A 21,977-nucleotide genomic window follows, 5' to 3' on the forward strand; every position below is an offset into this window, starting at 1 on the left:
TCATGGCACGCATCAATCTAGACCACATCCGCCACGCCTACTCCCCCGCCGCCCGTGCGGCCGGCGACTATGCTCTGAAGGAAGTCCACCACGAATGGGACGATGGCGGCGCCTATGCGCTGCTTGGGCCCTCCGGCTGCGGCAAGACTACATTGCTCAATATCATCTCGGGCCTGCTGCACCCATCCGACGGCCGCATCGAGTTCGACGGTGTCGACGTCACAAACCTGCCGACAGCCGCTCGCAACATCGCCCAGGTCTTCCAGTTCCCGGTCGTCTACGACACCATGACGGTTTACGACAATCTGGCATTTCCACTGCGCAATCGCCATGTCCCGGAAGATCAGGTCAACAAGCGGGTCAACGAGATCCTCGACATGATCGACCTGCAGCCCATGGCCCGCAAGCAGGCGCAAGGCCTGACGGCGGACCAGAAGCAGAAGATCTCGCTCGGCCGTGGCCTCGTCCGCTCCGACGTCAATGCGATCCTTTTCGATGAGCCGCTGACGGTCATCGATCCGCACATGAAGTGGGTCCTGCGTTCGCAGCTCAAGCGCCTGCACCGCCAGTCCGGTTTCACAATGGTCTATGTCACCCATGACCAGACCGAAGCGCTCACCTTCGCCGACAAGGTCGTCGTCATGTATGACGGTCAAATCGTGCAGATCGGGACGCCCGCCGAGCTCTTCGAGCGGCCGAGCCACACCTTCGTCGGCTATTTCATTGGCTCTCCGGGCATGAATGTCATGCCTGCCAAGGTCAGCGGCGCAACCGCTATCGTCGGTGACCAGACGATCAATCTGCCAGGCGCGCCCAAGCTTTCGGGCCAGAGCAAGATCGAGCTCGGTGTCCGCCCCGAATTCATCCGCCTTGGGCGGGAAGGCATGCCGATTTCCATCGCCAAGGTCGAGGACATCGGTCGACAGAAGATCGTGCGTGCCCGCTTTGCTGATCAATCTCTGTCGATCGTCGTGCCCGAAGACGCAGACATTCCCGCCGATCCCCGCATCACATTCGTCCCCGAAGGGCTCGGCATCTTCGCCGATTCCTGGCGCGTAGGCATGGAGGGCTGACCCATGGAAAAAACCTGGAACAACAAGGCCTGGTTCATGGTCGTCCCGGTCCTGGTGCTGGTGGCCTTCTCGGCCGTCATCCCGCTGATGACAGTGGTCAACTATTCCGTCCAGGACACGTTCGGCAACAACCAGTTCTTCTGGGCCGGCACCGACTGGTTCGCTGATATCCTCTCGTCTGACCGTTTTTGGGATGCGCTTGGACGCAACCTGATCTTCTCAATGATCATTCTGGCGATCCAGGTGCCGCTTGGCATCTTCATCGCGCTCAACATGCCGAAAACGGGCCTGGGGGTTCCGGTCTGCCTCGTCCTGATGGCGCTGCCACTGCTTATTCCATGGAATGTCGTGGGCACGATCTGGCAGGTCTTCGGTCGCGTCGACATCGGTCTTCTCGGCTATTCGCTCAACGCGCTTGGCTTCGACTACAATTACACCCAGAACCCGATCCACGCCTGGGTCACCATTATCGTGATGGATGTCTGGCACTGGACAAGCCTTGTCGTGCTTCTCTGCTATGCCGGTCTCGTCTCGATCCCGGATGCCTACTACCAGGCCGCTAAAATCGATGGCGCATCGCGCTGGTCCGTCTTCCGCTTCATTCAGCTGCCGAAGATGAAACGCGTGCTTCTGATCGCCGTGCTGCTGCGCTTCATGGATAGCTTCATGATCTACACTGAGCCCTTCGTCCTCACAGGCGGTGGCCCGGGTAATTCGACCACCTTCCTTTCTATCGACCTCGTCAAGATGGCGGTCGGCCAGTTCGACCTTGGTCCGGCGGCGGCAATGTCGATTATCTACTTCCTGATCATCCTGGCGCTGTCCTGGGTTTTCTACACCGTCATGACCAACAGTGACGCGAAGGGCTGAGGGAGATACCGATGAAAAGCACTGATAACCGCACCGGCCTCGGCTTCCTGGTACCGACGATCTACATCATCTTCTTGCTGCTGCCGATCTACTGGCTCGTTAACATGAGCTTCAAGACGAATGCAGAGATCACCGGCGCCTTCTCACTCTGGCCCGTCAATCCGACACTTGCCAATTACGCGGTGATCTTCACCGATCCGTCGTGGTATAAGGGCTATATCAACTCGATTATCTATGTGTGCCTGAACACCGTGATCGCGGTTGCCGTCGCGCTGCCGGCAGCTTATGCTTTCTCGCGCTACAGGTTCCTCGGTGACAAGCATCTGTTCTTCTGGCTGCTGACAAACCGTATGGCGCCACCGGCCGTCTTTGCGCTGCCCTTCTTTCAGCTCTATTCCGCCTTCGGCCTGATCGACACGCATATCGCCGTCGCCATTGCACACTGCCTATTCAACGTGCCGCTCGCCGTGTGGATCCTGGAAGGTTTCATGTCGGGCGTACCGAAAGAGATCGACGAGACAGCTTACATCGACGGCTATTCTTTCCCGCGCTTCTTCGTGAAAATCTTCATGCCGTTGATCGCCTCGGGCATCGGCGTCGCCGCCTTCTTCTGCTTCATGTTCTCCTGGGTCGAGCTCCTGATTGCCCGGACCCTGACAACCACCGATGCCAAGCCGATCGCGGCCATCATGACGCGAACGGTCTCCGCCTCGGGCATGGACTGGGGCGTTCTGGCCGCGGCCGGCGTGCTTACGATCATACCCGGAGCGCTCGTCATCTATTTCGTCCGCAACTACATCGCCAAGGGCTTTGCCCTGGGCCGCGTCTGAGGAGGTTCCGATGGACTTTACATGGATGGCCTGGACGATGCCGACGACGATTTTTTTCGTCGTGATCTTTAGCCTGATCCTGTCGATGGCGGTCTGGGAATATTTCTCCCCAGGCGGCAATCCGCGGACCGGCATCCTGCGCTTCGAGACGACCCGCGGTGACCGACTGTTTGTGTCGCTGCTCGGGTCGGCTTTCATAAATCTCGCTTGGCTCGGTCTCATCGGACCGAACCTGTGGTGGGCTCTCGCCCTGTCCGTGGTCTACGCCATCGGCGTCTTCCGCTTCGTCTAGGGCAAGACAAGATGGATGGCGGCGGGAGGTCGCCATCCTCGGGACTGCAAACTGAACGCATTCGCAACCTTAGGGAGGAAACTATGCGAAAGCACCTTTTGACGACGACGGCCGCCATGCTTCTGGCAATGACGGGCGTCGCCTTTGCCGACATGGAAGCGGCGAAGACGTTCCTGGACGCCGAGGTCGGCGACATGTCGGCACTTGATCGTGCCGGCCAGGAAGCCGAGATGCAGTGGTTCATCGATGCTGCGAAACCATTCGCTGGCATGGAGATCAAGGTCGTCTCCGAAACCATCACCACGCATGAATATGAATCGAAGGTCCTCGCTCCGGCCTTCACCGCCATCACCGGCATCAAGATCACCCATGACCTGATCGGCGAAGGTGACGTCGTCGAAAAGCTGCAGACGCAGATGCAGTCGGGTGAAAACATCTATGACGCCTACATCAACGACTCTGACCTGATCGGCACCCATTGGCGCTACCAGCAGGTTCGCAATCTGACCGACTGGATGGCGAACGAAGGCAAGGACGTTACCAGCCCGACGCTCGACATCGACGACTTCATCGGCAAGTCCTTCACGACTGCCCCTGACGGCAAGCTCTACCAGCTTCCGACCCAGCAGTTCGCGAACCTCTACTTCTTCCGCTACGACTGGTTCAACGACGAGAAGAACAAGGCCGACTTTAAGTCAAAGTACGGCTACGACCTCGGCGTTCCCGTCAACTGGTCGGCTTACGAGGACATCGCTGAATTCTTCACCGGTCGCGAAATCGACGGCAAGAAGGTCTTCGGCCACATGGACTACGGCAAGAAGGACCCGTCGCTCGGCTGGCGCTTCACCGATGCCTGGCTCTCCATGGCCGGCAACGGCGACAAGGGCATCCCGAACGGCCTTCCGGTCGACGAATGGGGCATCAAGGTCGACGAGAATTCCCGTCCGGTCGGCTCCTGCGTCGCCCGAGGCGGCGATACCAACGGCCCGGCCTCCGTTTACGCCATCGAGAAGTATCTCGAATGGATGACGAAATACGCGCCGCCAGCCGCTCAGGGCATGACCTTCTCCGAGTCAGGTCCGGTGCCGTCGCAGGGTGAAATCGCCCAGCAGATGTTCACCTACACCGCCTTCACGGCCGACTTCGTCAAGGAAGGCCTGCCGGTCGTTAACGAGGACGGCACGCCGAAATGGCGCTTCGCGCCGAGCCCGCATGGCGTCTACTGGAAGGACGGCATGAAGCTCGGCTATCAGGACGCAGGTTCCTGGACGCTGATGAAGTCCACCCCGGAAGATCGTGCAAAGGCCGCTTGGCTCTATGCACAGTTCGTCACTTCGAAGACCATCGACGTAAAGAAGAGCCATGTCGGCCTGACCTTCATCCGTCAGTCGACCCTGGATCACGCCTCCTTCACCGAGCGCGCTCCGAAGCTCGGCGGTCTGGTCGAATTCTACCGCTCGCCGGCTCGCCTGCAGTGGTCGCCGACCGGCACCAACGTTCCTGACTATCCGAAGCTGGCTCAGCTCTGGTGGCAGGCAATCGGTGACGCTTCTTCCGGCGCCAAGACCGCCCAGGAAGCCATGGACTCGCTCTGCGCCGAGCAGGAAAAGGTGCTTGAGCGTCTCGAACGCGCTGGCGTCCAGGGCGATATCGGTCCGAAGCTTGCCGAGGAAAAGACCCTCGAAGAGTGGAACGCCGATGCTGTTGCCAAGGGTAATATCGCGCCGCAGCTGAAGATCGAGAACGAAAAAGAGCAGCCGATGACGGTCAACTACGACGAGCTCGTCAAGAGCTGGCAGTAACCACCGGCGATCGCCGCTGAATTGACAATCGCCGGGGCGCCAACTACGCCCCGGCTTCTTCACATAAGGAGTTGCAGCCTGATGAGCGGTTACATTCTGGCCATCGACCAAGGAACGACCTCGACCCGCTCGATGATTTTCGATCACGAGATGCATATCGTCGGCGTCGCCCAGCAGGAGTTCACCCAGCATTTTCCGGATTCCGGATGGGTCGAGCATGATGCGGACGAGATCTGGCAGAGTGTGCTGGCGACCATCGAGAAGGCACTCTCTGCCGCCAAGATCAAGATCGGCGATGTCACCGCGATCGGCATCACCAACCAGCGCGAAACCGTCGTCGTCTGGGACCGCGAGACCGGCCAGCCGGTCCACCGTGCCATCGTCTGGCAGGACCGCCGCACGGCCCGTTTCTGCGACGAACTCAAGCATAAGGGCCTGGAACCGCTCTTCACCGAGAAGACCGGCCTGCTGCTCGATCCCTATTTCTCCGGCACCAAGCTCTCCTGGCTCTTGAAGAATGCCGACGGCCTGAAGGCTCGCGCCGAGAAAGGCGAGATCTGCTTCGGTACGGTCGATAGCTGGCTCATCTACAAGCTGACCGGCGGCAAGGTCCACGCGACCGACGCGACGAATGCCTCGCGCACACTGATCTATGACATCGGCGAAAACCGCTTTGACGACGAACTCCTTTCGATCCTTGAAATCCCGCGCGCCATGCTGCCGGAGGTCAAGGATTGCGCCGACGACTTCGGCATCACCGATGCGTCCGTGCTCGGTGCCGAAATCCCGATCCTCGGCGTTGCCGGCGACCAGCAGGCCGCCGTCATCGGCAATGCCTGCTTCGAGCCGGGCATGATGAAGTCCACCTATGGCACGGGCTGCTTCGCGCTTCTCAACACCGGCCGCGATCGCGTCGCCTCGTCGAACCGGTTGCTGACCACCATCGCCTATCGCCTGAATGGCGAGACAACTTACGCCCTCGAAGGCTCGATCTTCATCGCCGGTGCGGCGGTTCAGTGGCTGCGCGACCAAATGGGCTTCGTGAAGGTCGCTTCAGAAACCGATGCGCTGGCCAGCCAGGCCGACCCGCATCAGCGCGTCTATCTCGTGCCGGCCTTCACCGGGCTTGGCGCACCCCATTGGGATGCGGATGCCCGGGGCGCCATCTTCGGATTGACCCGTGGCACGGGCCCGGCTGAATTCGCCCGTGCGGTGCTCGAAAGCGTCGCCTACCAGACCCATGATCTCCTGGAGGCCATGAAGAAGGACTGGAACGGCAGCGCGTCGAAGACGGTGCTCCGCGTCGATGGCGGCATGGTCGCCTCCGACTGGACGATGCAGCGGCTGGCCGACATCCTGGCCGCCCCCGTCGATCGTCCCGTAGTTCTCGAAACCACGGTCCTCGGCGCCGCCTGGCTCGCAGGATCCCGCGCCGGCCTCTGGCCCGACCAGAAGGGTTTTGCCGCGACCTGGAAGCGGGATCGCCGTTTTGAGCCGGGTATGGATGTGGATGAACGGGAAGCAGCTATCGCCGGCTGGCAGGACAGCGTCTCCCGCTGCCTGACCACGCGCTAACCCTGGAAACACGCTAGCCGTCAGAGCATCGCGACCAGCGTCTCCAGGCGGTCGGCGTCCTTCGGCAGCTTGTCCTGCCTCAGCCGCGCGATGCGGGGAAACCGCATCGCGATACCAGATTTGTGCCGCGTCGACCGCGCCAGCCCCTCGAAGGCCACCTCGACGACAAAGCCGTGCTCGGGTTCTGCCCTCAGGCTGCGAACCGGGCCGAAGCGCTCCACCGTATTGTTGCGCACGAAGCGGTCGAGCACCTCGAGCTCCTCGTCGGTGAAGCCAAAGTAAGCCTTGCCGACCGGCACCAGCACATCCCCTTCACCGGGGATCGCCGTCCAGACCCCGAAGGTGAAATCCGAATAGTAGCTGGAGCGTTTGCCATGCCCGCGCTGGGCATACATCAGCACGGCATCGGCATTCATCGGATCCCGTTTCCATTTGAACCATGGCCCCTTGGCGCGTCCTGCCTGATAGCTGCTGTCCAGCCGCTTCAGCATCACCCCTTCAATGACGGGATCGGGTGGGGCGGCACGCAGCTGCTCCAGCTCCTCCCAGGTCGAGAAGGAAACGAGCGGCGACAGATCGAACCGCCGTGGCTCCTGCCGCTCGACAAGCGCGCTTAGCCGCTCACGGCGTGTGAGGAAAGCCTCGGACCGAACGTCTGCATCACCATCGAACAGGATGTCGTAAGCGCGGATGAAGACCGGATACTCTTCCAGCATCTTGGCCGTCACCGTCTTGCGATTGAGCCGCTGCTGCAGATCGGAAAAGGTGCGCGTCGGCGCATTGGTCCGCGACGTCCCGCCGACGAGCAGTTCGCCGTCGATCACGCCCTCGAACTTTGCTGCCTGGATGATGTCAGGAAAGGCCCCGGAGATATCGTCGCCGGAGCGCGAATAGAGCCGGCTCTTCCCGCCGGAGCAGGAGAGCTGCACACGGATGCCATCCCACTTCCATTCAGCGGCAAAATCCTTCGGATCAAGATTGGGCAGATCCCTGTCTTCGATCGGTGTGGAGAGCATGACCGAATGAAAGATTGCCGGCGTCGACAAGACAGGTTTCTCGAACCGATCCTCCAGCCAGGCGAAGAGCTCCGTGTAAGGCGGTGTCAGCCCATGCCAAAGGCTCTCGATGTCGACGACGTCCTTGTCACCGAAAAGCGCCAACGCCTGCTTGGTGAGCCTTGCAGAGACACCGATTCGAAGGCCCCCGGTGACGAGCTTGATCAGCGCGAACCGCTCGGATGTGTCGAGCCTGTTAAAGAGGTCGCGCATGACGGAGCGCGTTTCGTTGCGCCCAAGCCGCTGCAGGCGCTCGACGATCCTTGAAAGGCTTTCCAGATCTTCCTCGCCTTCGGCCTCCAGCGCCTGTGGCTCCCAGACGAGCGAAATGGTCTCGGCGAGGTCTCCCACGTAGTCATAGGAATATTGGAACAGGATCGGATCCATCCGCTCCAGCACCAGTTCCTTCAGCAGGGCAGGCTTCACGCCCTTGATGTCGAGCCCATCGGTGAGCGCGGCCAGCGCGTAACCGCGGTCCGGATCAGGCGTCTGCCGGAAATAGTCCACCAGCAGCGTCAGCTTGCCGTTGCGGCTGGGGGTCAGCACGAGGCGATCGAGGAGGCGGGCAAAGGCCTTCATCTCAGTCTCCCTCGTCTTCGTAGCCGACAAGGTGCAGCGGCCGTGCCTTGATACCCTCAAGCTCGCACCACCGCACCAGCGCTTCTTCGCGCCCATGCGTGACCCAAACCTCTTGCGGCCCAACCTCGCGGATCGTGTCCAGAAGTTCCGGCCAGTCGCAGTGGTCGGAGATGACGAGCGGCAGTTCCACGCCTCGCTGTTTCGCCCTCTGCCGAACCATCATCCAGCCGGATGCAAAGATCGCGAGGGGATCCTCGAAGCGCCGCGCCCAGCGATCGTTGAAGGCCGAGGGCGGGCCGATCACCACGGCGCCCTTGAAGGCGCCAGACTTCTTGTCTTCGGTCGTCGCCGGGCGAAGCTCGCCGAGCTCCACGCCCTGTTCGGTGTAATAGTCGCAGAGCCGCGCCATCGAACCATGAATGTAGATCGGCTTTTCATAGCCACCCCGCCGAATGAGCGAGATCACCCGCTGTGCCTTTCCCAGCGCATAGGCGCCGATCAAGTGGCTGCGTTCCGGAAATTGCTGCAGAGAGGTCAGCAGTTTCTGGATCTCCAGCCGCGGATCGGGGTGGTGGAACACCGGCAGACCGAAAGTTGCTTCGGTAATGAACACGTCGCAGGGCACCGGCTCGAAGCTGGCGCACGTCGGATCGGCGCCACGCTTGTAGTCGCCGGACACGACGATCCGTGTCCCCTGCGCTTCGATCTCGATTTGTGCGGAGCCGAGCACATGGCCTGCCGGATGAAAGCGGATCGCAACACCATTGACCGAGATGGTTTCTCCGAAGGCAGCACTCTGTGAGGTGCTGCAAAAGTCCTCGCCGTAGCGGATCGCCATGATGTCGAGTGTCTGGCGCGTGGCGAGCACATGGGCGTGCCCCGAACGGGCATGATCCGAATGTCCATGAGTGATCAGTGCCCGGTCAACTGGCCGGACCGGATCGACAAAAAAATCACCCAGCGGGCAGTAAAGCCCACCGGGTGTCGGATGAAGAAGAAGGTCCGGCTTGATCATGGCGAGAACATAGGGCGCCCGAAGACGCCCTTCCAGCACTCACTGCGTAAAGCGCGAAACGGCGAGATAACCTGCAGCGCAAGCGGTTGCCGAGAGAAACGCACCCCAGGCCATGTCAACGAGGCTGACCTGCAGCGACCAGCCCTTCAGCGTGGCGAGATTGGTCATGTCGTAGGTACCGTAAGCCAGAAGTCCAAGGAGCGCCCCGTTGAACAATGCGGTGACGATGCTTCCGGCAGACACGGCCGGCATAACCGCAAAATAGACAAGCCCGACCACGTAGAAGAGATAGAAGATCCCGGCGGCCGCGAAGTTGGGCGTCGCCAGCAGCAGGCTGCCGATATGTTCGCGATAAAAGCCGATCGCAATTCGAGTCAGCCAGAGATAGTCGATGGCGAAGAAAACAACGGCCGTGGAGATGTAGGCGATCACGTAAGGCATTTGTCTTCCCCCTCAGGCCGGGCATCAACCCGGCCTCTCATCAAATTCCAAGAACCGGCTGAACCAGTCGAACAAGCAAACTCTTGAACTTCAGCGGCGCATCGGTGACCGCAAGACAAATGCAATCCTCATCCGGCGTCGCCACCGGCTGGTGCGTCAAGGTCTCGTCGGCCTCTTCAATGTCCCCGCGCTTGAATACGGTTGCACCATCGGTGAACGCGCCTTTGAGGACCAGCGTCAGCTCACGTCCGCCATGCGAGTGCTCCGGAACCGGCTTGCCGGCCGGAATCTTCAAGAGGCGAACCTGGCTCTCTGTATCCCCCGTTTTGATCGGGATATGATAGGCGCCGCGGCCGAGTGCCTTCCATTTCAACACGTCGACGTCGCCGCCGAGATAGGAGCGCAGCGGCTCCGGTAGAACTGGAAGGTCGGTAGGCGTGGCAACAGGCTTCGCCGCAGCGAGCCGCGACGTCCCCTGCGACTTGAGCTTCGTCTTCATGGCCGACCAACTGTCGGACACTGGCGTCTCCTCGGCGGTCACCTCAGTCGCCTCGAGCAATTGACCGCCGGTGTGCTCCATGAACGACAGCCGGTCGCGGCACGCCGGGCACAGCGCCAGATGCGTTGCAACGGCAATGCTCCAGCCCTCGGCCAGGTTTCCGGTCGCATAATCGAGCAGAAGCTCGTCGCTGATATGGTGTTGAACGTGGAGGGTCATGCTCGCTCCTCCAATGCTGCGCGCAGCTTCGCGAAGGCGAGGCGGATACGCGATTTAACGGTTCCCATCGGCAGTCCGAGTTCGGCTGCGATCGTGCTGTGGGATGCTTCTCTGTAGAATGACATTTTGAGGAGTTCGAGCTGTTCGGGTGGTAGGGTTTCCATGGCGCGCCGAAGGCGATCAGCCTCCTGCTTGCCTTCGAATTCGACATCGGCCGGTGGCACATCGTCCGGCACGAAGGCCGGATCAGACGGGTCAAAGGTCGGCCGTTTCTCGCGGCGGAATGCGTCGATGCGTTGGTTGCGGGCGATGGTGAAGATCCAGCTCGAGACATTTCCCCTTGTGGGGTCGAACTGTTCAGCCTTGTTCCAGACTGCAAGCATGGTCTCTTGCATCAGCTCTTCAGCAGCCTGTCCGTCACGGGCAAGCTTCGCCATGTAGGCACGCACCTTCGGACCATAAAATTTGAAAATCGTCTCGAAGGCTTCGATGTCTCTATCGCGGCCGACGGCGGCCAAAAGCTGCGAGAAGTTACGCTGGTCCAGTTCTTCCACCGACTCGGTCATCGAAACGCTTTTTTTCCCTCGTTTGAGCGACGCAACGACCTTTTGCCGTGCACTTCGCCCGGGGTCATTGTGGCACGCATCTGCCGAGATGTGTATCGCGTTCATCATGCAGCGGTCTACGCCGCGGTTCTCGGCTCGGATCACTGCCTGTGAATTTATTCGCTGCGATCAATCCATTAAGATTTGCTTTGCGTAATCAGCGACAAACAGATTGAATTGCAGATGTGGCAAAGGGCGGGAAATGGACACTGGTATGACGAAGGCCGCATCCGGCGGTAAACGCAGGATCGCGGTCATCGGATCGGGGATTTCGGGCCTCTCATCCGCCTGGCTGCTTTCAAAGAGCGCCGATGTCGTTCTCTACGAAACCGAGAGCCGCCCGGGTGGCCATTCGAATACGGTGATCGCCCCCGGCGCCCAGAAAGACATCCCCGTCGACACTGGCTTCATCGTTTACAACGACCGGAACTACCCCAATCTCGTGAAGCTTTTCGAGCATCTCGATGTGCCAACCCTGCCGTCGAATATGTCATTTGCCGCCTCTCTCGGCGGTGGCGCCTTCGAATATTCGGGTTCGGGGCTCTCAGGGCTCTTGGGGCAGAAGTCGAACATTCTGCGCCCGCGCTTCTGGCGCATGGTGAAGGACGTTCTTCGCTTCTACAAGGAAGCCCCCGGCCTTCTTGAGCGTCGTGAACTCGAAGGCGTGTCGCTCGGCGACTACCTCGCATCCGCCGATTATTCGCCTTCGTTCATCGAGGATCATCTGCTGCCGATGGGCGCTGCGATCTGGTCGACCACAGCGTCGGAGATGCGGCTTTATCCGCTGCATGCCTTCATCCGCTTCTTTTCAAACCATGGTTTGCTGGTCCTCAAGGATCGGCCGCAATGGCGCACGGTCAAGGGCGGCAGCCGTGAATATGTTGCCCGTATCCTGGCCGACTTTAACGGCGAAGTGCGCCTGGGCACCGCCGTGACAGGTGTTCGCCGCGGCGTTGCCGGCGTTCAGGTGACCGATGTGCTTGGTGGCGTGGAGGTCTTTGATGACGTCGTTCTCGCCACCCACGCAAACCAGAGCATCGATCTCCTGGAGGACGCCGACAGCGAAGAGATCGAGATCCTCGAGTCCTTCCAGTACACGCCCAATCTCGCCGTGCTGCATTCGGACGAGACTTTGATGCCGAAGCGAAAGTCAGTCTGGTCCAGCTGGAACTATGTGGCGGAGAAACAGGCAGACTCGAGCGAAACCCTTTGCGTCACCTACTGGATGAACAAGCTGCAGTCGCTCGATCCGGCAGCGCCTCTCTTCGTCACGCTCAACCCCTGCCGTCTGATCGATCCGTCCAAGATCATCAAGACTTTCAACTATGAACACCCGCTCTTCGATGTGGCAGCAATTCGCGCCCAGCGCCGTATCTGGCAGCTTCAGGGCCGCCGCAACACATGGTTCTGCGGTGCCTATTTCGGTAGCGGGTTCCATGAAGATGGCCTGCAGGCGGGGCTTGCCGTCGCCGAAGCGCTCGGCGGTGTCCGTCGTCCATGGTCGGTCGAAAACGAATCGGGTCGCATCGTCATCGGTCGCCAGCTCGAGGCGGCGGAATGAAGCTGGAGTCCGCAATCTATGCCGGGCATGTGCTGCATGTCCGCAGCCGGCCCAAGAAGCACAGCCTGCGCTACAGTGTGTTTTCGCTTCTGGTCGACCTCGATGAGATCGACCAGTTGAACGAAGGCCTGCGCCTCTTCGGCTACAACAGGGCGGCGCTCTATTCGGTGTATGACGCGGATCACGGCAATGGCCGCACCGGCGAACTGAGAGCCTGGGTCGAAGAACGCCTGGCCGCGGCCGGCGTGGAGGCCGATGGCATCAAGATCCACATGCTCTGCTATCCGCGGATCCTGGGCTATGTCTTCAATCCCATCACTGTGTTCTTCTGCTACCGCGCCGAAGATGACCTTGCCGCAGTCCTCTACGAGGTCTGCAACACCTTCAACGAGCGCCACACCTATGTGATTCCGATCGAGGCTGAAGAGAACGGCATCCTGCGCCATCGTTGCGCAAAGGAGATGTATGTCTCGCCATTCATGCCGATGAACTGCGAATACAATTTCCGTATCAGCCCGCCGACCGATGATGTGGCCATCAACATCGGCGAGAGCGATCCGGAAGGGCCACTTTTGTTTGCAACTTTTTCCGGCCGGCGCCGTCCTTTGTCAGACAAAGGTTTGTTGCACATGTTGCTGAAGTACCCTTTGATGACCCTCAAAGTGATGGGGGGCATTCACTGGGAGGCGCTGAAGCTCTGGTGGAAGGGTGTACCCATCTACCGACATAAGCCAGCAGCAGCCAGAATAGCGTCTACGATCGTCGTGCAGAATGGGATGAACAAGTCATGAGTCACGCTGAGCAGGAAATGCACCCTGTGGTTAGCTCTCTCACATTCTGGCAGCGCATGATGTGCCGCTGGGCCGACAGGATCGCCGTGGGCCGCCTGACACTTCAGTTCGAAGGCTATGGTGAACATGTCGCGATCGGTGCAAACCCGGGCCCGAACGCCGTGTTGTGTGTCCGCAATGCGAGCCCTGTCTTTCGCCTCTTGACCAGCGGGACCCTTGGCTTTGCCCAGGCCTATATGGACGGAGATCTGGATTCTCCTGAAATTGGCGCGGTGCTTGAACTCGCGCTGGCCAACGAAGCGCAGCTCGGGCGAGTTCTGTCCTCCTCATCCATCTTCATGACGCTCGCCCGCTTGCGTCACAAGCTGCGCCGCAACTCGAAGAAGGGTAGCCGGCGAAATATCGCCTATCATTACGATCTCGGCAATGCGTTCTACGGCCTGTGGCTGGACCGCACCATGACCTATTCCTCCGCGCTCTACAGCGCACCCAGCATGAGCCTTGCTGATGCGCAGGAGGCAAAATACGCCCGCATCGTCGAAGAACTGAAGATCGGTCCTGAGGATCATGTCCTCGAAATCGGCTGCGGTTGGGGCGGCTTTGCCGAACATGCGATCCGCAAGACCGGCTGCAGGGTCACCGGGCTGACGCTATCGACCGAACAGGCGAAATTCGCCCGCGAGCGGCTCGATAAGGCCGGTTTCGCCGACAGGGTCGACATTAGGCTCGAGGACTACCGCGATTGTCGCGGGCAATATGATAAGATTGTTTCTATCGAGATGTTCGAGGCGGTGGGTGAAGAAAACTGGCCTGTTTATTTCAAGGCCGTGCAGAACCTGCTGGTCGAAGGCGGGCAGGCGCTGATCCAGACCATCACCATCGATGAGAGCCGCTTCGACTACTACCGCCGCAGCGCCGATTTTATCCAGACCTACATCTTCCCCGGCGGCATGCTGCCCTCGGTGACCGTTTTCGAGCGGGACGCTGAGGCTGCAGGCCTTAAGGTCGGCGATCGCTTCCGCTTCGGCCGCGATTACGATCGCACGCTCATCGCCTGGGACCATGCCTTCACGGCCAACTGGCAGAAGATCGAGCCCCTCGGCTTCGATCGCCGCTTCTACCGCATGTGGCGTCTCTACCTGCATTATTGCGCGGTTGGCTTCCGCTTCGGTCGCATCGACGTCGTCCAGTTCAGGCTGGACAAGCCAGCCTGAACGTCAGGTTTTCCAGATTTGCAGTTTTTCCTCGGGTCAAGAGCCCTTCGGCCGGAGCATCTTGCGCGTCAGCGCAAAGCGTAGCGCGTGGGGCAGGGCGTGCAGGAAACGGATCGCGAGTGCCATCTTCCAGGGGAAGATGATCTCGAACTTGCCATTGGCCAGCCCCTTGGCGATCGTGTCGGCAGCCTCTTCCGAGGAGACCAGGAAGGGCATCGGGAAGTCGTTCTTCTTGGTCAGCGGTGTGTCGACGAAACCCGGGTTGATGATGGTCATCTTCACGCCATGACGCTCGAGCTCTGGGTAGAGCGCTTCGCACATCACATTGAGCGCGGCCTTCGTCGCGCCGTAGGTCGCAGCACCCGGCAGCCCCACATAGCCCGATACGGAGGCAACGACTGCGATATGTCCGCGGCGTCGCGCGATCATTGCCGGCATCACTGCTTCCAGACACGACGCGGTGCCGAGCACGTTGAGTTCGAACATCTGGCGGGTCCGTGCGCTGTCAAAGTCATCGGCATAATCGCGGGTGTAGGAACCGGCCGCAAAGACGGCGAGATCGACCGGGCCCATTTCGCTCTCGATCGCCGCATAAGTCTGCTTGACCGCTGTAGGGTCGGTGACGTCGAGCGGGTAGACGCCGACCTTGCCGGGATGACTGGCTGAGAGGGACGCGAGCGCATCGACATTGCGGGCGCTGACGGCTATCCGGTAGCCGTCTCGAAGCAGGCGTTCGGAGAGCGCCCGGCCAATGCCGGTGCTGGAACCCGTAATCCAGGCAATCTTGTTCATGATATCCTCTTGCTTGATCTCCTGAACAATACGCCCCGGGGGCGAGCTCGGTTCAGGCCGTCCAGCTGGAGAGCAGCGAAAGCCCCTGCTTCAGCAGATCCTCTGCGTCTTCCTTGTTGGCGGCCTCGACATAACAGCGCATCTCCGGCGCATTGCCAGAGGGCCGAAAGTGGATGACCCGGCCATCGGCCAGCGTTGCCCGCAATCCATCGATGTCGCTGACGCTTTCGACGGCACCGATTGGGCTGAGGAAAGCCGACAAGTGATCTCCCGATGCCCTGAGATGCTGCATGAGCGAGGCGCTGCGTTCACTTGCGTAGTTCTCCAGGCGGTCGCTGAGCGCCACCGGGAGATTGAAATCATCAACCAATTCTGAAAGCGAAAGGCCGCGGTCTGCCGCGGTTCCGAGCACGGCCAGCGCCGGTAGGAAGCTGTCCCGGGTCGGTAGGGCCGCGATCGTCTTATCACCGATGGTGAAATCGGAGCCAAGCATCAGGCCGCCATTCGCCTCGAAACCGAGCACCCCGGTTTCCCCGGCTGATAGCTCCTCTTCCATGGCGGCGATGACAAAGGGCGAGCCGACGCGCGTGCGGCGCACGGCAAAGCCGCCGTCCTGCTCGAGGCCGGAATTCGACGTAACGGGCGTTGCTACAACCTTCGCCTTGAGGAAGCGGGAAACGATCAGGCCGAGCAGATCGCCGCGCAGCGGCCTGCCATGTTCGTCGGCCACCAGTGGCCGGTCCCCGTCGCCATCCGTCGAGATGATCGCGTCGAGGGCGAGTTCGTCGCTCCAATGCGCAAGCTGCGTGACCGTGTCCGCCGATACCGCTTCGGTATCGACAGGGATGAACTGCTCCGAGCGCCCCAGCGGAAACACGGTTGCTCCGCAATGCTCAACTACCGTGACCAGCATGTCGCGGGCGACCGAACTGTGTTGGTAGATGCCGATCCGCTTTCCCTTCAGCGCATCGGGCGCAAGGATGCCGAGATTGCGGTCGATGAAGAGCTGCGCTGCCTCTGCCTCGCCAGCCGTTCCGGAACCGGCCTCGACCTTGTTGGCATCTGCATCGTCTTTCAATGCGGCTGCGAGGCGGGTGATCGCCTCCTCGTCGCTCTTGTTGACCTCTCCATCGGGCCGGTAGAATTTGATGCCGTTGCGGTCGGCGGGAATATGGGAGCCGGTGACCATGATGCCGGCTGCCCCGATCGAGGCGCCGTAGAGCGCGAGCGCCGGGGTCGGGATGGTGCCGCAGTCGATCGAAACAAGGCCAAGGCGCTTCATCGCGGCCATGATCGTGGATGAGATTTCTGGGCTCGACGGACGAAAGTCGCGGCCGATCACGACAGGCGACCCAGGCTTCAGTGCCCCACTTTCCAGCATGTGTCTTGCGAAGGCGGTCGAATATAGTGCTGAGACCGAGCCAACGAGATCTGTCGAAAGCCCTCTCAAGCCGCTCGTACCGAACTTTACCGTCATGCATGCCTCCTGAGGGTCTCGCGAACAGATGGCGTTATATGGGCCTGTGACCCAAGGCATCAAGCGGAACTATCGCTTGACCGTCAGGCAAGTCCAAATCTGCAGGGGGATCCAGAAACGAAAAGAGCCTGGCGCGGGAGGAGGATGCGCCAGGCTCTTAAACTTGATCGGCAATTGGGAGGAGGAGGAGTATTGCCGATCCTACCGAGCGGCACTGGGAGGAGGAGTGCGCCGCTTCGATGTTTTGGTTATACCCACGGCGCTCGATTCTGCCAAGCGCGCTTGTTGCAACGCAGCAGTGCGTAAAATGCATGGCTTGATATCCGGGCCGGAACACGCTGCTACGATTTTGGCATCTACATGCTTTCGTATCTTTCGCATCGGCGCGTTTCTCTGAAAACGAAAGCGCGTTTGCGTAGCAATTGAGCAAATCTCTACCCTGCTTAGCAGTTTCTCATGCACCTATCACAAGGCTGTGACCGCCTTGAGTGGCCCGGGCAGGCGCGGGATGGTGCACGGGGGTGCTTTGGTCTATAGCGGGCAGGGACAACATCTGACTTCTGGAGCAACCGATGACGACGATCCGCTATCACGAGGGGGACATCTCGTCCGATGCCGCCGGTCGCTATGTCGACGCCATTGCGATCGATACGGAGACCCTCGGCCTCGTAACGCGCCGCGATCGTCTCTGCGTCGTCCAGCTGTCTTCCGGTAACGGAACCGCCGACGTAATCCGGATCGCCAAAAATCAAAAGGATGCGCCCAACCTCGTGGCGATGCTTGCGGATCCGACGCGTCAGAAGATATTCCATTATGGTCGCTTCGACATTGCGGTCCTCTTTCACACCTTCGGTGTGACCACGACCAATGTCTTCTGCACCAAGATCGCCTCCCGCTTGACCCGAACCTACACCGATCGGCACGGTCTCAAGGACAATCTCAAGGAAATGCTCGAGGTCGATATCTCCAAGGCGCAGCAATCGTCTGATTGGGCGGCCGAGACCCTGAGCCAGGCGCAGCTCGAATATGCGGCCTCGGACGTGCTGCATCTGCATGCCCTCCGCGACAAGCTCACGCAGCGCCTTTTGCGCGACGACCGGATGGAACATGCAAAGGCTTGCTTCGAATTCCTTCCCACCCGCTCCAAGCTCGATCTTCTCGGCTGGGAAGAAACCGACATCTTCGCGCATAGCTGAAGTTTTTGGCGGCCTCAGTCGCGCCTGACAATGCCGACCCGGGACATGACATCGGCAGGGATGGCGTACCGCTGGATCATGTCGCCCTGGTTTCGCAGGCTACATAGCTCGCGTTGGACCATCAACCCGAATACTGCGTCAGCTGCTGCATGGAGCAAGTCTTCGATCGGGGCCTCGTCCACGCCACGCGCGCCAGCAAGCGTCTCGAGAGCCTCCTCAGTCTTACGGCCCACCCGCCCCAAGGCATCGGCCATTTAGCCGGCCAGTTCCAGATCGAGGGGCGTGACGCTGTAGTGAAGCGCGGGAGAAAGCAGAGAGGCTGGAGGTTTGAAGCTCATGGCTAGATCTTCTCATGGGTGAGATTTGAGGGGAGCTCGGCCCATTTCGCCAAGGTTTCATTAACCGAGACTTCGCATGATCCCCGCATAGAAATCGGTAACGCGGCGGGCCATTCAAGTTGCTCGTTGCACATAAGGCGTTGATCAGGCGACCATGACGGAAGCAGCCAGTATCCTCCTCGACTCTGTATCGCGTAATTCATCCAGCTATGACCTGGATCTGATCGAAGCGCCTGCGGAACAAGCCGACACGGAAGACCAGGGCCCGCGTTACGCGCCTGCCAACTGGCTAGACGCATTCATTGTCGACGAGCGCAGCCGCTCCGAAGAAGCGTTTGGCGAGCGTGTTCCGGTCCCCTCGGACGAGGCCGGCCTCTATCCCCGGTTCATGCGTCTCATCGACTGATCTAGCGCGGCAGGCTGGCGGCCGTCGCCCTGGCCCGTATCTCGTCCAGGCTCCAGTCCACCAGGAGTTCCCCGTCCTGCCAGACCGGCTGCAAGAGGTTGGGGCGGTTTCCGAGGTCTTCCAGCGGGATCGGCATGATGTCATAGCCGTCGGCGATCGCAGCCACACGGCCGGCCATCGATACCTTCTCCTGCGGATTGGATGGGCGGCGCACGACCGTACGCCACCGGCCCCCAACGTCCTGGACGGCGCTGGTGCGCATGGTGAAGGACATCGTGTCCCGGTTGATCTTGTGCAGCAGGCCCGATCCCATGCCGAAGGAAATGTTCTCGGTAGAGAAACCCATGCCTTCGAGTCGGCCGAGGATCATCTGAATATCCTGGATCGACACGCCGTCCGACTGGATCACCCGGACATTGCCGTCGAGCACCTTGAAACCCTTGCCATTCAGCCGTGTACCGAAGGCGTAGGCGAGTTGGGCCACGACCTGGACCGGTGTTTCGATCGGATCGCCACTGTCCGGCCGCACCACGAGAACGCCACCGGCAGCGCGGACCTTGGTCTGCAGCTTCTTGCCCCAGATCTCTGAAACGGCGTTGTGGAGGTCGAAGCTGTCCGAGACAACGGAATAGCCGCCGAAACTCGCGAAATTGTCGATCATGTTGGAATAGGCTTCCGTCTCATGCTCCTGGCCCCAGGTAATGATCGTTCCATGTTCGGCCGCTGGAATCGAATGGGCAGGCATTGAGGCCCTGTAGAAGCGACGCGCCTGCAGAATGGCGGGAAGCGAATCGGAACTGTGGAAATGGACGAGATGCGCCGCCCCGCCAATCGCAGCCTGTTCGACGCTGGAGGTGCTACGGCAACCATAATCGCTGATCCGGCTCGGTTGCAGCCCGGCCGGATCGTCCGTGGTCCTATCCAGAAAGGGCTGTATCGCCATCCGGATGCGCCAGGCGGTCGTCGCGACCGTTGACGGATACCACACGGCGCGAAGCAGTGCGGTCTCCATATACGAGGTGAGCCACGGCACGAGAGGATCGGTATTGACCACCTGCATGACGGGCACGCCGCGACGGATCGCAGCGCCCTCGGGCAGTGCCTCGATACGCAGCGGCAACAGTCCGCCATGTGAATTCAGGATGTGCTCCCATCCCTTGCGGTCGAAAGGCTGGCCGTGGTCGCGTGCAATCTCTTCAGCTTCGTCGATGTCAGCACGGCTGATCGGCTTCGACAGATAGTCTTTCAGGAACATCTGCAGGCCAAAGAACATCACCTCGGGGCGGAAGGAGTTGCCCCGCGTGGTAACGAAGGCGCTGACGGCCCGCGTGTCCTTTGGATACTGCAGAAAGACGCCAAGCTTGTAGCTGTCGGTGTTCAGGAGGAGATTGCGTGTCATGCCTGCGTCCGTGTTGGATCGAATCGGCGACAGCACGCCGCCTCGTCCATCATGCACGCCAATCAATGCGCGAGGCTGGTGTCGCGCGCCGAGATTGCGCCTTAGTGTTTCATTAACCAAATCAGGCAAGGATTAAGGATCGGGATCGGCAGCCGTGGCACGGCTCTGATGTCCCCCGTAACACTTGTCCCGAGGCACCAGAACCGGAGAGGTTGCCATGCTTCCTCCAGTCCTTGCGTCCCCTGCGTCCTACACGTCTGCGACCGATATGAAGCCGCGCCCGGAACAACCGGTCGGCTCTCGCGCCACAGCGCCTGCCTCACCGCCAATGCCAACAGCCATCAACCAGACCTCCGCAATCGCGGGCCAGTTGAACATCATGCTCCTGTCGGGTCCGGAGCGCATGTCTCAGAATCTTTCTGTTCTGGCAGACGTCCTCGGCGCCGCCTTGAAGATCGAGCGGCGCGCCGACGAGACGCCTGGCGACTACATGGGCCGCTTGATCGAAGGCATCGCGGCACTGCCGGCCGCCGATCGCCTGAAGCTGCAGAAGCTCCTGATCCAGTCGTTTGCAGGACTGCAATTGCGCACACTGCTGGCGGCCATGGCGGCCCCATCAGGCCCGGAACGCGCAACACTGGCACTTTATCTCGAACTTTATCGTCAGACGGACAGGGATGGAGCGACACGCTCGGTCATCTCATCCTATCGGGAGGCGGCCGGAGAAGCGCGCTCGACGGCTCCGAGCGTCAACCGTCCCTTGGCCGCAAACGATGCCGGACGTGCGACGGGCGACCCCCAGCACCCTGCACAGACGGCAGCCGAGCAAAACAGACCTGTAAACACGCCAGCCGCCGAAGCCAAAGGCAATGCCGAAGCGCGGGCCGCAAATGATGGTCCGCCGCAGCGTCCAGACATGGATGCGACGCGCTCCGCTCGAGCCACAACGGCAACGCCATCCGGCTCCCTGCCGGGCCTCGATATTGCGTCCGGTCGACCCGAAAGTTTGCCGGTGGCGACAGGCGCAAGCCAGCCGCTGCAGAAGGCCGGGACTGAACCGCAGACGAGCCGAGCGGCACCGTTCGCAGGCCTGTCGCCATCGCCCACAGACAGCCCGGCCACGCAAGTTCTAAGCGGCCAAAGGCTACCCGCGCCAGCGAGCGGCGCCGCCGGGCAGCCGGAAGAGCAGGCCCCTGGTGGTGGCATCGGCGCCCCGGATCGCCAGACGCCGCCCTCCGCTACATCTCCCACAGCCATGCCGGTGATCGCCGTGCCGGGGCAGGCGAGGCCCACACCGTCGGTGCCGGTGGGCTGGCTCGCCGAACTGCTCGAATCGGAATTCGTTCGGGCACTCCTGCAGCTGAAGAGCCTTTCGACCGAGTCGAAAGCCACAGCCCGGCCGAGCATCGCTCCCGGCCTGGAAGCGCAACTGGCGGCGACACCTGCCGCGCCGCCGGTCTCATCCGACGAAACGAGCGATTCAACCGAGCAGCTAGCACGCATGCAGGATGCAGCCCTGACGGAAACGACAGAGGAGCGCCCAGCGCCCGGCGCAATCCCGCTGTCGGAGCAGGCGCTGGCGAGGTTTCCGATTGCGCGGGAAGGCATGCCGATACCCTTCATTCCTTACCAAGTGGAAGACGAATTCGACGTCGAACGCGTCGACGAGAAGGAAGAAGAGGATTCCGGCAACCGAGATGGGCAGAAGGATGCCGAGGACGATGACAGGGACGAAGCTGTCGATGGTGACGAGCATGCTGCAGACGTCGTGATGCCCGAAGGCGAAGGCCCGGCCGGTGAACCAGCGGAGACGTATATGCAGGAGAGCATGGTGGCGGAGCTGTCCGCCCTACCGGCGCCTTCAGAGACGGCTTTGCCGCTTCCGCCCGAGCCCGCACACGAGCTTTACCTGCGGATGGCCGGTCTCACCTGATACTCAAGACCAAAG

20 protein-coding genes are annotated in these 21,977 nt (G+C 60.8%); 12 read left to right on the forward strand and 8 right to left on the reverse strand.

Annotated features, from left to right (window positions below; all coding sequences use genetic code 11):
• The first annotated feature begins 2 nt into the window (after window positions 1-2).
• The 6 genes from BW978_RS00370 to glpK all read left to right on the forward strand — a co-directional run bounded on the left by BW978_RS00370 (window position 3) and on the right by glpK (window position 6,442).
• Window positions 3-1,073 (forward strand): ABC transporter ATP-binding protein, encoded by a 1,071-nt coding sequence (locus tag BW978_RS00370; protein ID WP_076391211.1) that lies wholly within the window; start codon window positions 3-5, stop codon window positions 1,071-1,073.
• A gap of 3 nt (window positions 1,074-1,076) precedes the next feature.
• Complete coding sequence (locus tag BW978_RS00375; protein ID WP_076391213.1) at window positions 1,077-1,943, forward strand: carbohydrate ABC transporter permease; 867 nt, start codon at window positions 1,077-1,079, stop codon at window positions 1,941-1,943.
• A gap of 11 nt (window positions 1,944-1,954) precedes the next feature.
• Window positions 1,955-2,773: a carbohydrate ABC transporter permease gene (locus BW978_RS00380; RefSeq protein WP_076391215.1), complete on the forward strand. Its 819-nt coding sequence runs from the start codon at window positions 1,955-1,957 to the stop codon at window positions 2,771-2,773.
• Between the two features lie 10 nt (window positions 2,774-2,783).
• Window positions 2,784-3,065 carry a DUF2160 domain-containing protein gene (locus tag BW978_RS00385; RefSeq protein WP_076391217.1) on the forward strand — a complete coding sequence of 94 codons (282 nt, stop codon included), beginning with the start codon at window positions 2,784-2,786 and terminating at the stop codon, window positions 3,063-3,065.
• Between the two features lie 83 nt (window positions 3,066-3,148).
• Window positions 3,149-4,867, forward strand: a complete 1,719-nt coding sequence (locus BW978_RS00390; RefSeq protein ID WP_076391219.1) for an ABC transporter substrate-binding protein — start codon at window positions 3,149-3,151, stop codon at window positions 4,865-4,867.
• 81 nt (window positions 4,868-4,948) lie between these two features.
• Window positions 4,949-6,442 carry a glycerol kinase GlpK gene (glpK, locus tag BW978_RS00395; protein WP_076391221.1) on the forward strand — a complete coding sequence of 498 codons (1,494 nt, stop codon included), beginning with the start codon at window positions 4,949-4,951 and terminating at the stop codon, window positions 6,440-6,442.
• 20 nt (window positions 6,443-6,462) lie between these two features.
• Here glpK and BW978_RS00400 read toward each other — a convergent pair whose 3' ends face one another.
• The 5 genes from BW978_RS00400 to BW978_RS00420 are packed head-to-tail and all read right to left on the reverse strand — an operon-like array spanning window position 6,463 to window position 10,816.
• Entirely contained in the window at window positions 6,463-8,076 is a 1,614-nt protein-coding gene (locus BW978_RS00400; RefSeq protein WP_076391223.1) for a cisplatin damage response ATP-dependent DNA ligase, read from the reverse strand.
• Between the two features lies 1 nt (window position 8,077).
• Entirely contained in the window at window positions 8,078-9,091 is a 1,014-nt protein-coding gene (locus BW978_RS00405; RefSeq protein WP_076391225.1) for a ligase-associated DNA damage response exonuclease, read from the reverse strand.
• Window positions 9,092-9,130: 39 nt separating this feature from the next.
• Window positions 9,131-9,532 carry a DUF2177 family protein gene (locus BW978_RS00410; RefSeq protein ID WP_054149362.1) on the reverse strand — a complete coding sequence of 134 codons (402 nt, stop codon included), beginning with the start codon at window positions 9,530-9,532 and terminating at the stop codon, window positions 9,131-9,133.
• Between the two features lie 40 nt (window positions 9,533-9,572).
• Window positions 9,573-10,250, reverse strand: coding sequence for a ChrR family anti-sigma-E factor (locus tag BW978_RS00415; RefSeq protein WP_076391227.1), 678 nt, complete (start codon window positions 10,248-10,250; stop codon window positions 9,573-9,575).
• Window positions 10,247-10,816 (reverse strand): sigma-70 family RNA polymerase sigma factor, encoded by a 570-nt coding sequence (locus tag BW978_RS00420; protein WP_076391229.1) that lies wholly within the window; start codon window positions 10,814-10,816, stop codon window positions 10,247-10,249. The genes BW978_RS00415 and BW978_RS00420 overlap by 4 nt, the downstream gene beginning before the upstream one ends.
• A 253-nt stretch (window positions 10,817-11,069) precedes the next feature.
• Between BW978_RS00420 and BW978_RS00425 the strand changes: the two genes are divergently transcribed.
• From BW978_RS00425 to BW978_RS00435, 3 genes are read left to right on the forward strand one after another with little or no spacing between them, the layout of a single operon-like run.
• A complete protein-coding gene (locus tag BW978_RS00425; RefSeq protein WP_076391231.1) occupies window positions 11,070-12,416 on the forward strand; it encodes an NAD(P)/FAD-dependent oxidoreductase in 1,347 nt (448 codons plus the stop codon).
• Window positions 12,413-13,207 carry a DUF1365 domain-containing protein gene (locus BW978_RS00430; protein WP_076391233.1) on the forward strand — a complete coding sequence of 265 codons (795 nt, stop codon included), beginning with the start codon at window positions 12,413-12,415 and terminating at the stop codon, window positions 13,205-13,207. The genes BW978_RS00425 and BW978_RS00430 overlap by 4 nt, the downstream gene beginning before the upstream one ends.
• Window positions 13,204-14,421, forward strand: coding sequence for an SAM-dependent methyltransferase (locus tag BW978_RS00435; RefSeq protein WP_076391235.1), 1,218 nt, complete (start codon window positions 13,204-13,206; stop codon window positions 14,419-14,421). The genes BW978_RS00430 and BW978_RS00435 overlap by 4 nt, the downstream gene beginning before the upstream one ends.
• A gap of 36 nt (window positions 14,422-14,457) precedes the next feature.
• Here the strand turns inward: BW978_RS00435 and BW978_RS00440 are convergent, their stop codons facing one another.
• Both BW978_RS00440 and BW978_RS00445 read right to left on the reverse strand, forming a co-directional pair.
• A complete protein-coding gene (locus BW978_RS00440; protein WP_083697453.1) occupies window positions 14,458-15,213 on the reverse strand; it encodes an SDR family NAD(P)-dependent oxidoreductase in 756 nt (251 codons plus the stop codon).
• 52 nt (window positions 15,214-15,265) lie between these two features.
• Window positions 15,266-16,690, reverse strand: coding sequence for a phosphomannomutase (locus BW978_RS00445; protein ID WP_076391239.1), 1,425 nt, complete (start codon window positions 16,688-16,690; stop codon window positions 15,266-15,268).
• A 572-nt stretch (window positions 16,691-17,262) separates the two neighbouring features.
• Here BW978_RS00445 and BW978_RS00450 point away from each other — a divergent pair.
• Window positions 17,263-17,886 carry a ribonuclease D gene (locus tag BW978_RS00450; protein ID WP_076391241.1) on the forward strand — a complete coding sequence of 208 codons (624 nt, stop codon included), beginning with the start codon at window positions 17,263-17,265 and terminating at the stop codon, window positions 17,884-17,886.
• A gap of 492 nt (window positions 17,887-18,378) precedes the next feature.
• A complete protein-coding gene (locus BW978_RS00460) occupies window positions 18,379-18,630 on the forward strand; it encodes a hypothetical protein (RefSeq protein WP_076391243.1) in 252 nt (83 codons plus the stop codon).
• Between the two features lies 1 nt (window position 18,631).
• Here the strand turns inward: BW978_RS00460 and BW978_RS00465 are convergent, their stop codons facing one another.
• Window positions 18,632-20,029 carry a nicotinate phosphoribosyltransferase gene (locus BW978_RS00465; RefSeq protein WP_076391245.1) on the reverse strand — a complete coding sequence of 466 codons (1,398 nt, stop codon included), beginning with the start codon at window positions 20,027-20,029 and terminating at the stop codon, window positions 18,632-18,634.
• A gap of 217 nt (window positions 20,030-20,246) precedes the next feature.
• Here BW978_RS00465 and BW978_RS00470 point away from each other — a divergent pair, with 217 nt between their 5' ends.
• Window positions 20,247-21,962: a hypothetical protein gene (locus BW978_RS00470; protein ID WP_139330243.1), complete on the forward strand. Its 1,716-nt coding sequence runs from the start codon at window positions 20,247-20,249 to the stop codon at window positions 21,960-21,962.
• The last annotated feature ends 15 nt before the right edge of the window (window positions 21,963-21,977 follow it).

The organism is Rhizobium sp. RU33A (assembly GCF_900156055.1).
GTDB lineage: Bacteria > Pseudomonadota > Alphaproteobacteria > Rhizobiales > Rhizobiaceae > Allorhizobium.

Excerpts from the sequence above, each read along its gene's own strand:
- BW978_RS00370 (WP_076391211.1), top strand. The coding sequence starts at position 3 with ATGGCACGCATCAATCTAGACCACATCCGCCACGCCTACTCCCCCGCC.
- BW978_RS00375 (WP_076391213.1), top strand. The coding sequence starts at position 1,077 with ATGGAAAAAACCTGGAACAACAAGGCCTGGTTCATGGTCGTCCCGGTC.
- BW978_RS00380 (WP_076391215.1), top strand. The coding sequence starts at position 1,955 with ATGAAAAGCACTGATAACCGCACCGGCCTCGGCTTCCTGGTACCGACG.
- BW978_RS00385 (WP_076391217.1), top strand. The coding sequence starts at position 2,784 with ATGGACTTTACATGGATGGCCTGGACGATGCCGACGACGATTTTTTTC.
- BW978_RS00390 (WP_076391219.1), top strand. The coding sequence starts at position 3,149 with ATGCGAAAGCACCTTTTGACGACGACGGCCGCCATGCTTCTGGCAATG.
- glpK (WP_076391221.1), top strand. The coding sequence starts at position 4,949 with ATGAGCGGTTACATTCTGGCCATCGACCAAGGAACGACCTCGACCCGC.
- BW978_RS00400 (WP_076391223.1), bottom strand. The coding sequence starts at position 8,076 with ATGAAGGCCTTTGCCCGCCTCCTCGATCGCCTCGTGCTGACCCCCAGC.
- BW978_RS00405 (WP_076391225.1), bottom strand. The coding sequence starts at position 9,091 with ATGATCAAGCCGGACCTTCTTCTTCATCCGACACCCGGTGGGCTTTAC.
- BW978_RS00410 (WP_054149362.1), bottom strand. The coding sequence starts at position 9,532 with ATGCCTTACGTGATCGCCTACATCTCCACGGCCGTTGTTTTCTTCGCC.
- BW978_RS00415 (WP_076391227.1), bottom strand. The coding sequence starts at position 10,250 with ATGACCCTCCACGTTCAACACCATATCAGCGACGAGCTTCTGCTCGAT.
- BW978_RS00420 (WP_076391229.1), bottom strand. The coding sequence starts at position 10,816 with ATGACCGAGTCGGTGGAAGAACTGGACCAGCGTAACTTCTCGCAGCTT.
- BW978_RS00425 (WP_076391231.1), top strand. The coding sequence starts at position 11,070 with ATGACGAAGGCCGCATCCGGCGGTAAACGCAGGATCGCGGTCATCGGA.
- BW978_RS00430 (WP_076391233.1), top strand. The coding sequence starts at position 12,413 with ATGAAGCTGGAGTCCGCAATCTATGCCGGGCATGTGCTGCATGTCCGC.
- BW978_RS00435 (WP_076391235.1), top strand. The coding sequence starts at position 13,204 with ATGAGTCACGCTGAGCAGGAAATGCACCCTGTGGTTAGCTCTCTCACA.
- BW978_RS00440 (WP_083697453.1), bottom strand. The coding sequence starts at position 15,213 with ATGAACAAGATTGCCTGGATTACGGGTTCCAGCACCGGCATTGGCCGG.
- BW978_RS00445 (WP_076391239.1), bottom strand. The coding sequence starts at position 16,690 with ATGACGGTAAAGTTCGGTACGAGCGGCTTGAGAGGGCTTTCGACAGAT.
- BW978_RS00450 (WP_076391241.1), top strand. The coding sequence starts at position 17,263 with ATGACGACGATCCGCTATCACGAGGGGGACATCTCGTCCGATGCCGCC.
- BW978_RS00460 (WP_076391243.1), top strand. The coding sequence starts at position 18,379 with ATGACGGAAGCAGCCAGTATCCTCCTCGACTCTGTATCGCGTAATTCA.
- BW978_RS00465 (WP_076391245.1), bottom strand. The coding sequence starts at position 20,029 with ATGACACGCAATCTCCTCCTGAACACCGACAGCTACAAGCTTGGCGTC.
- BW978_RS00470 (WP_139330243.1), top strand. The coding sequence starts at position 20,247 with ATGCTTCCTCCAGTCCTTGCGTCCCCTGCGTCCTACACGTCTGCGACC.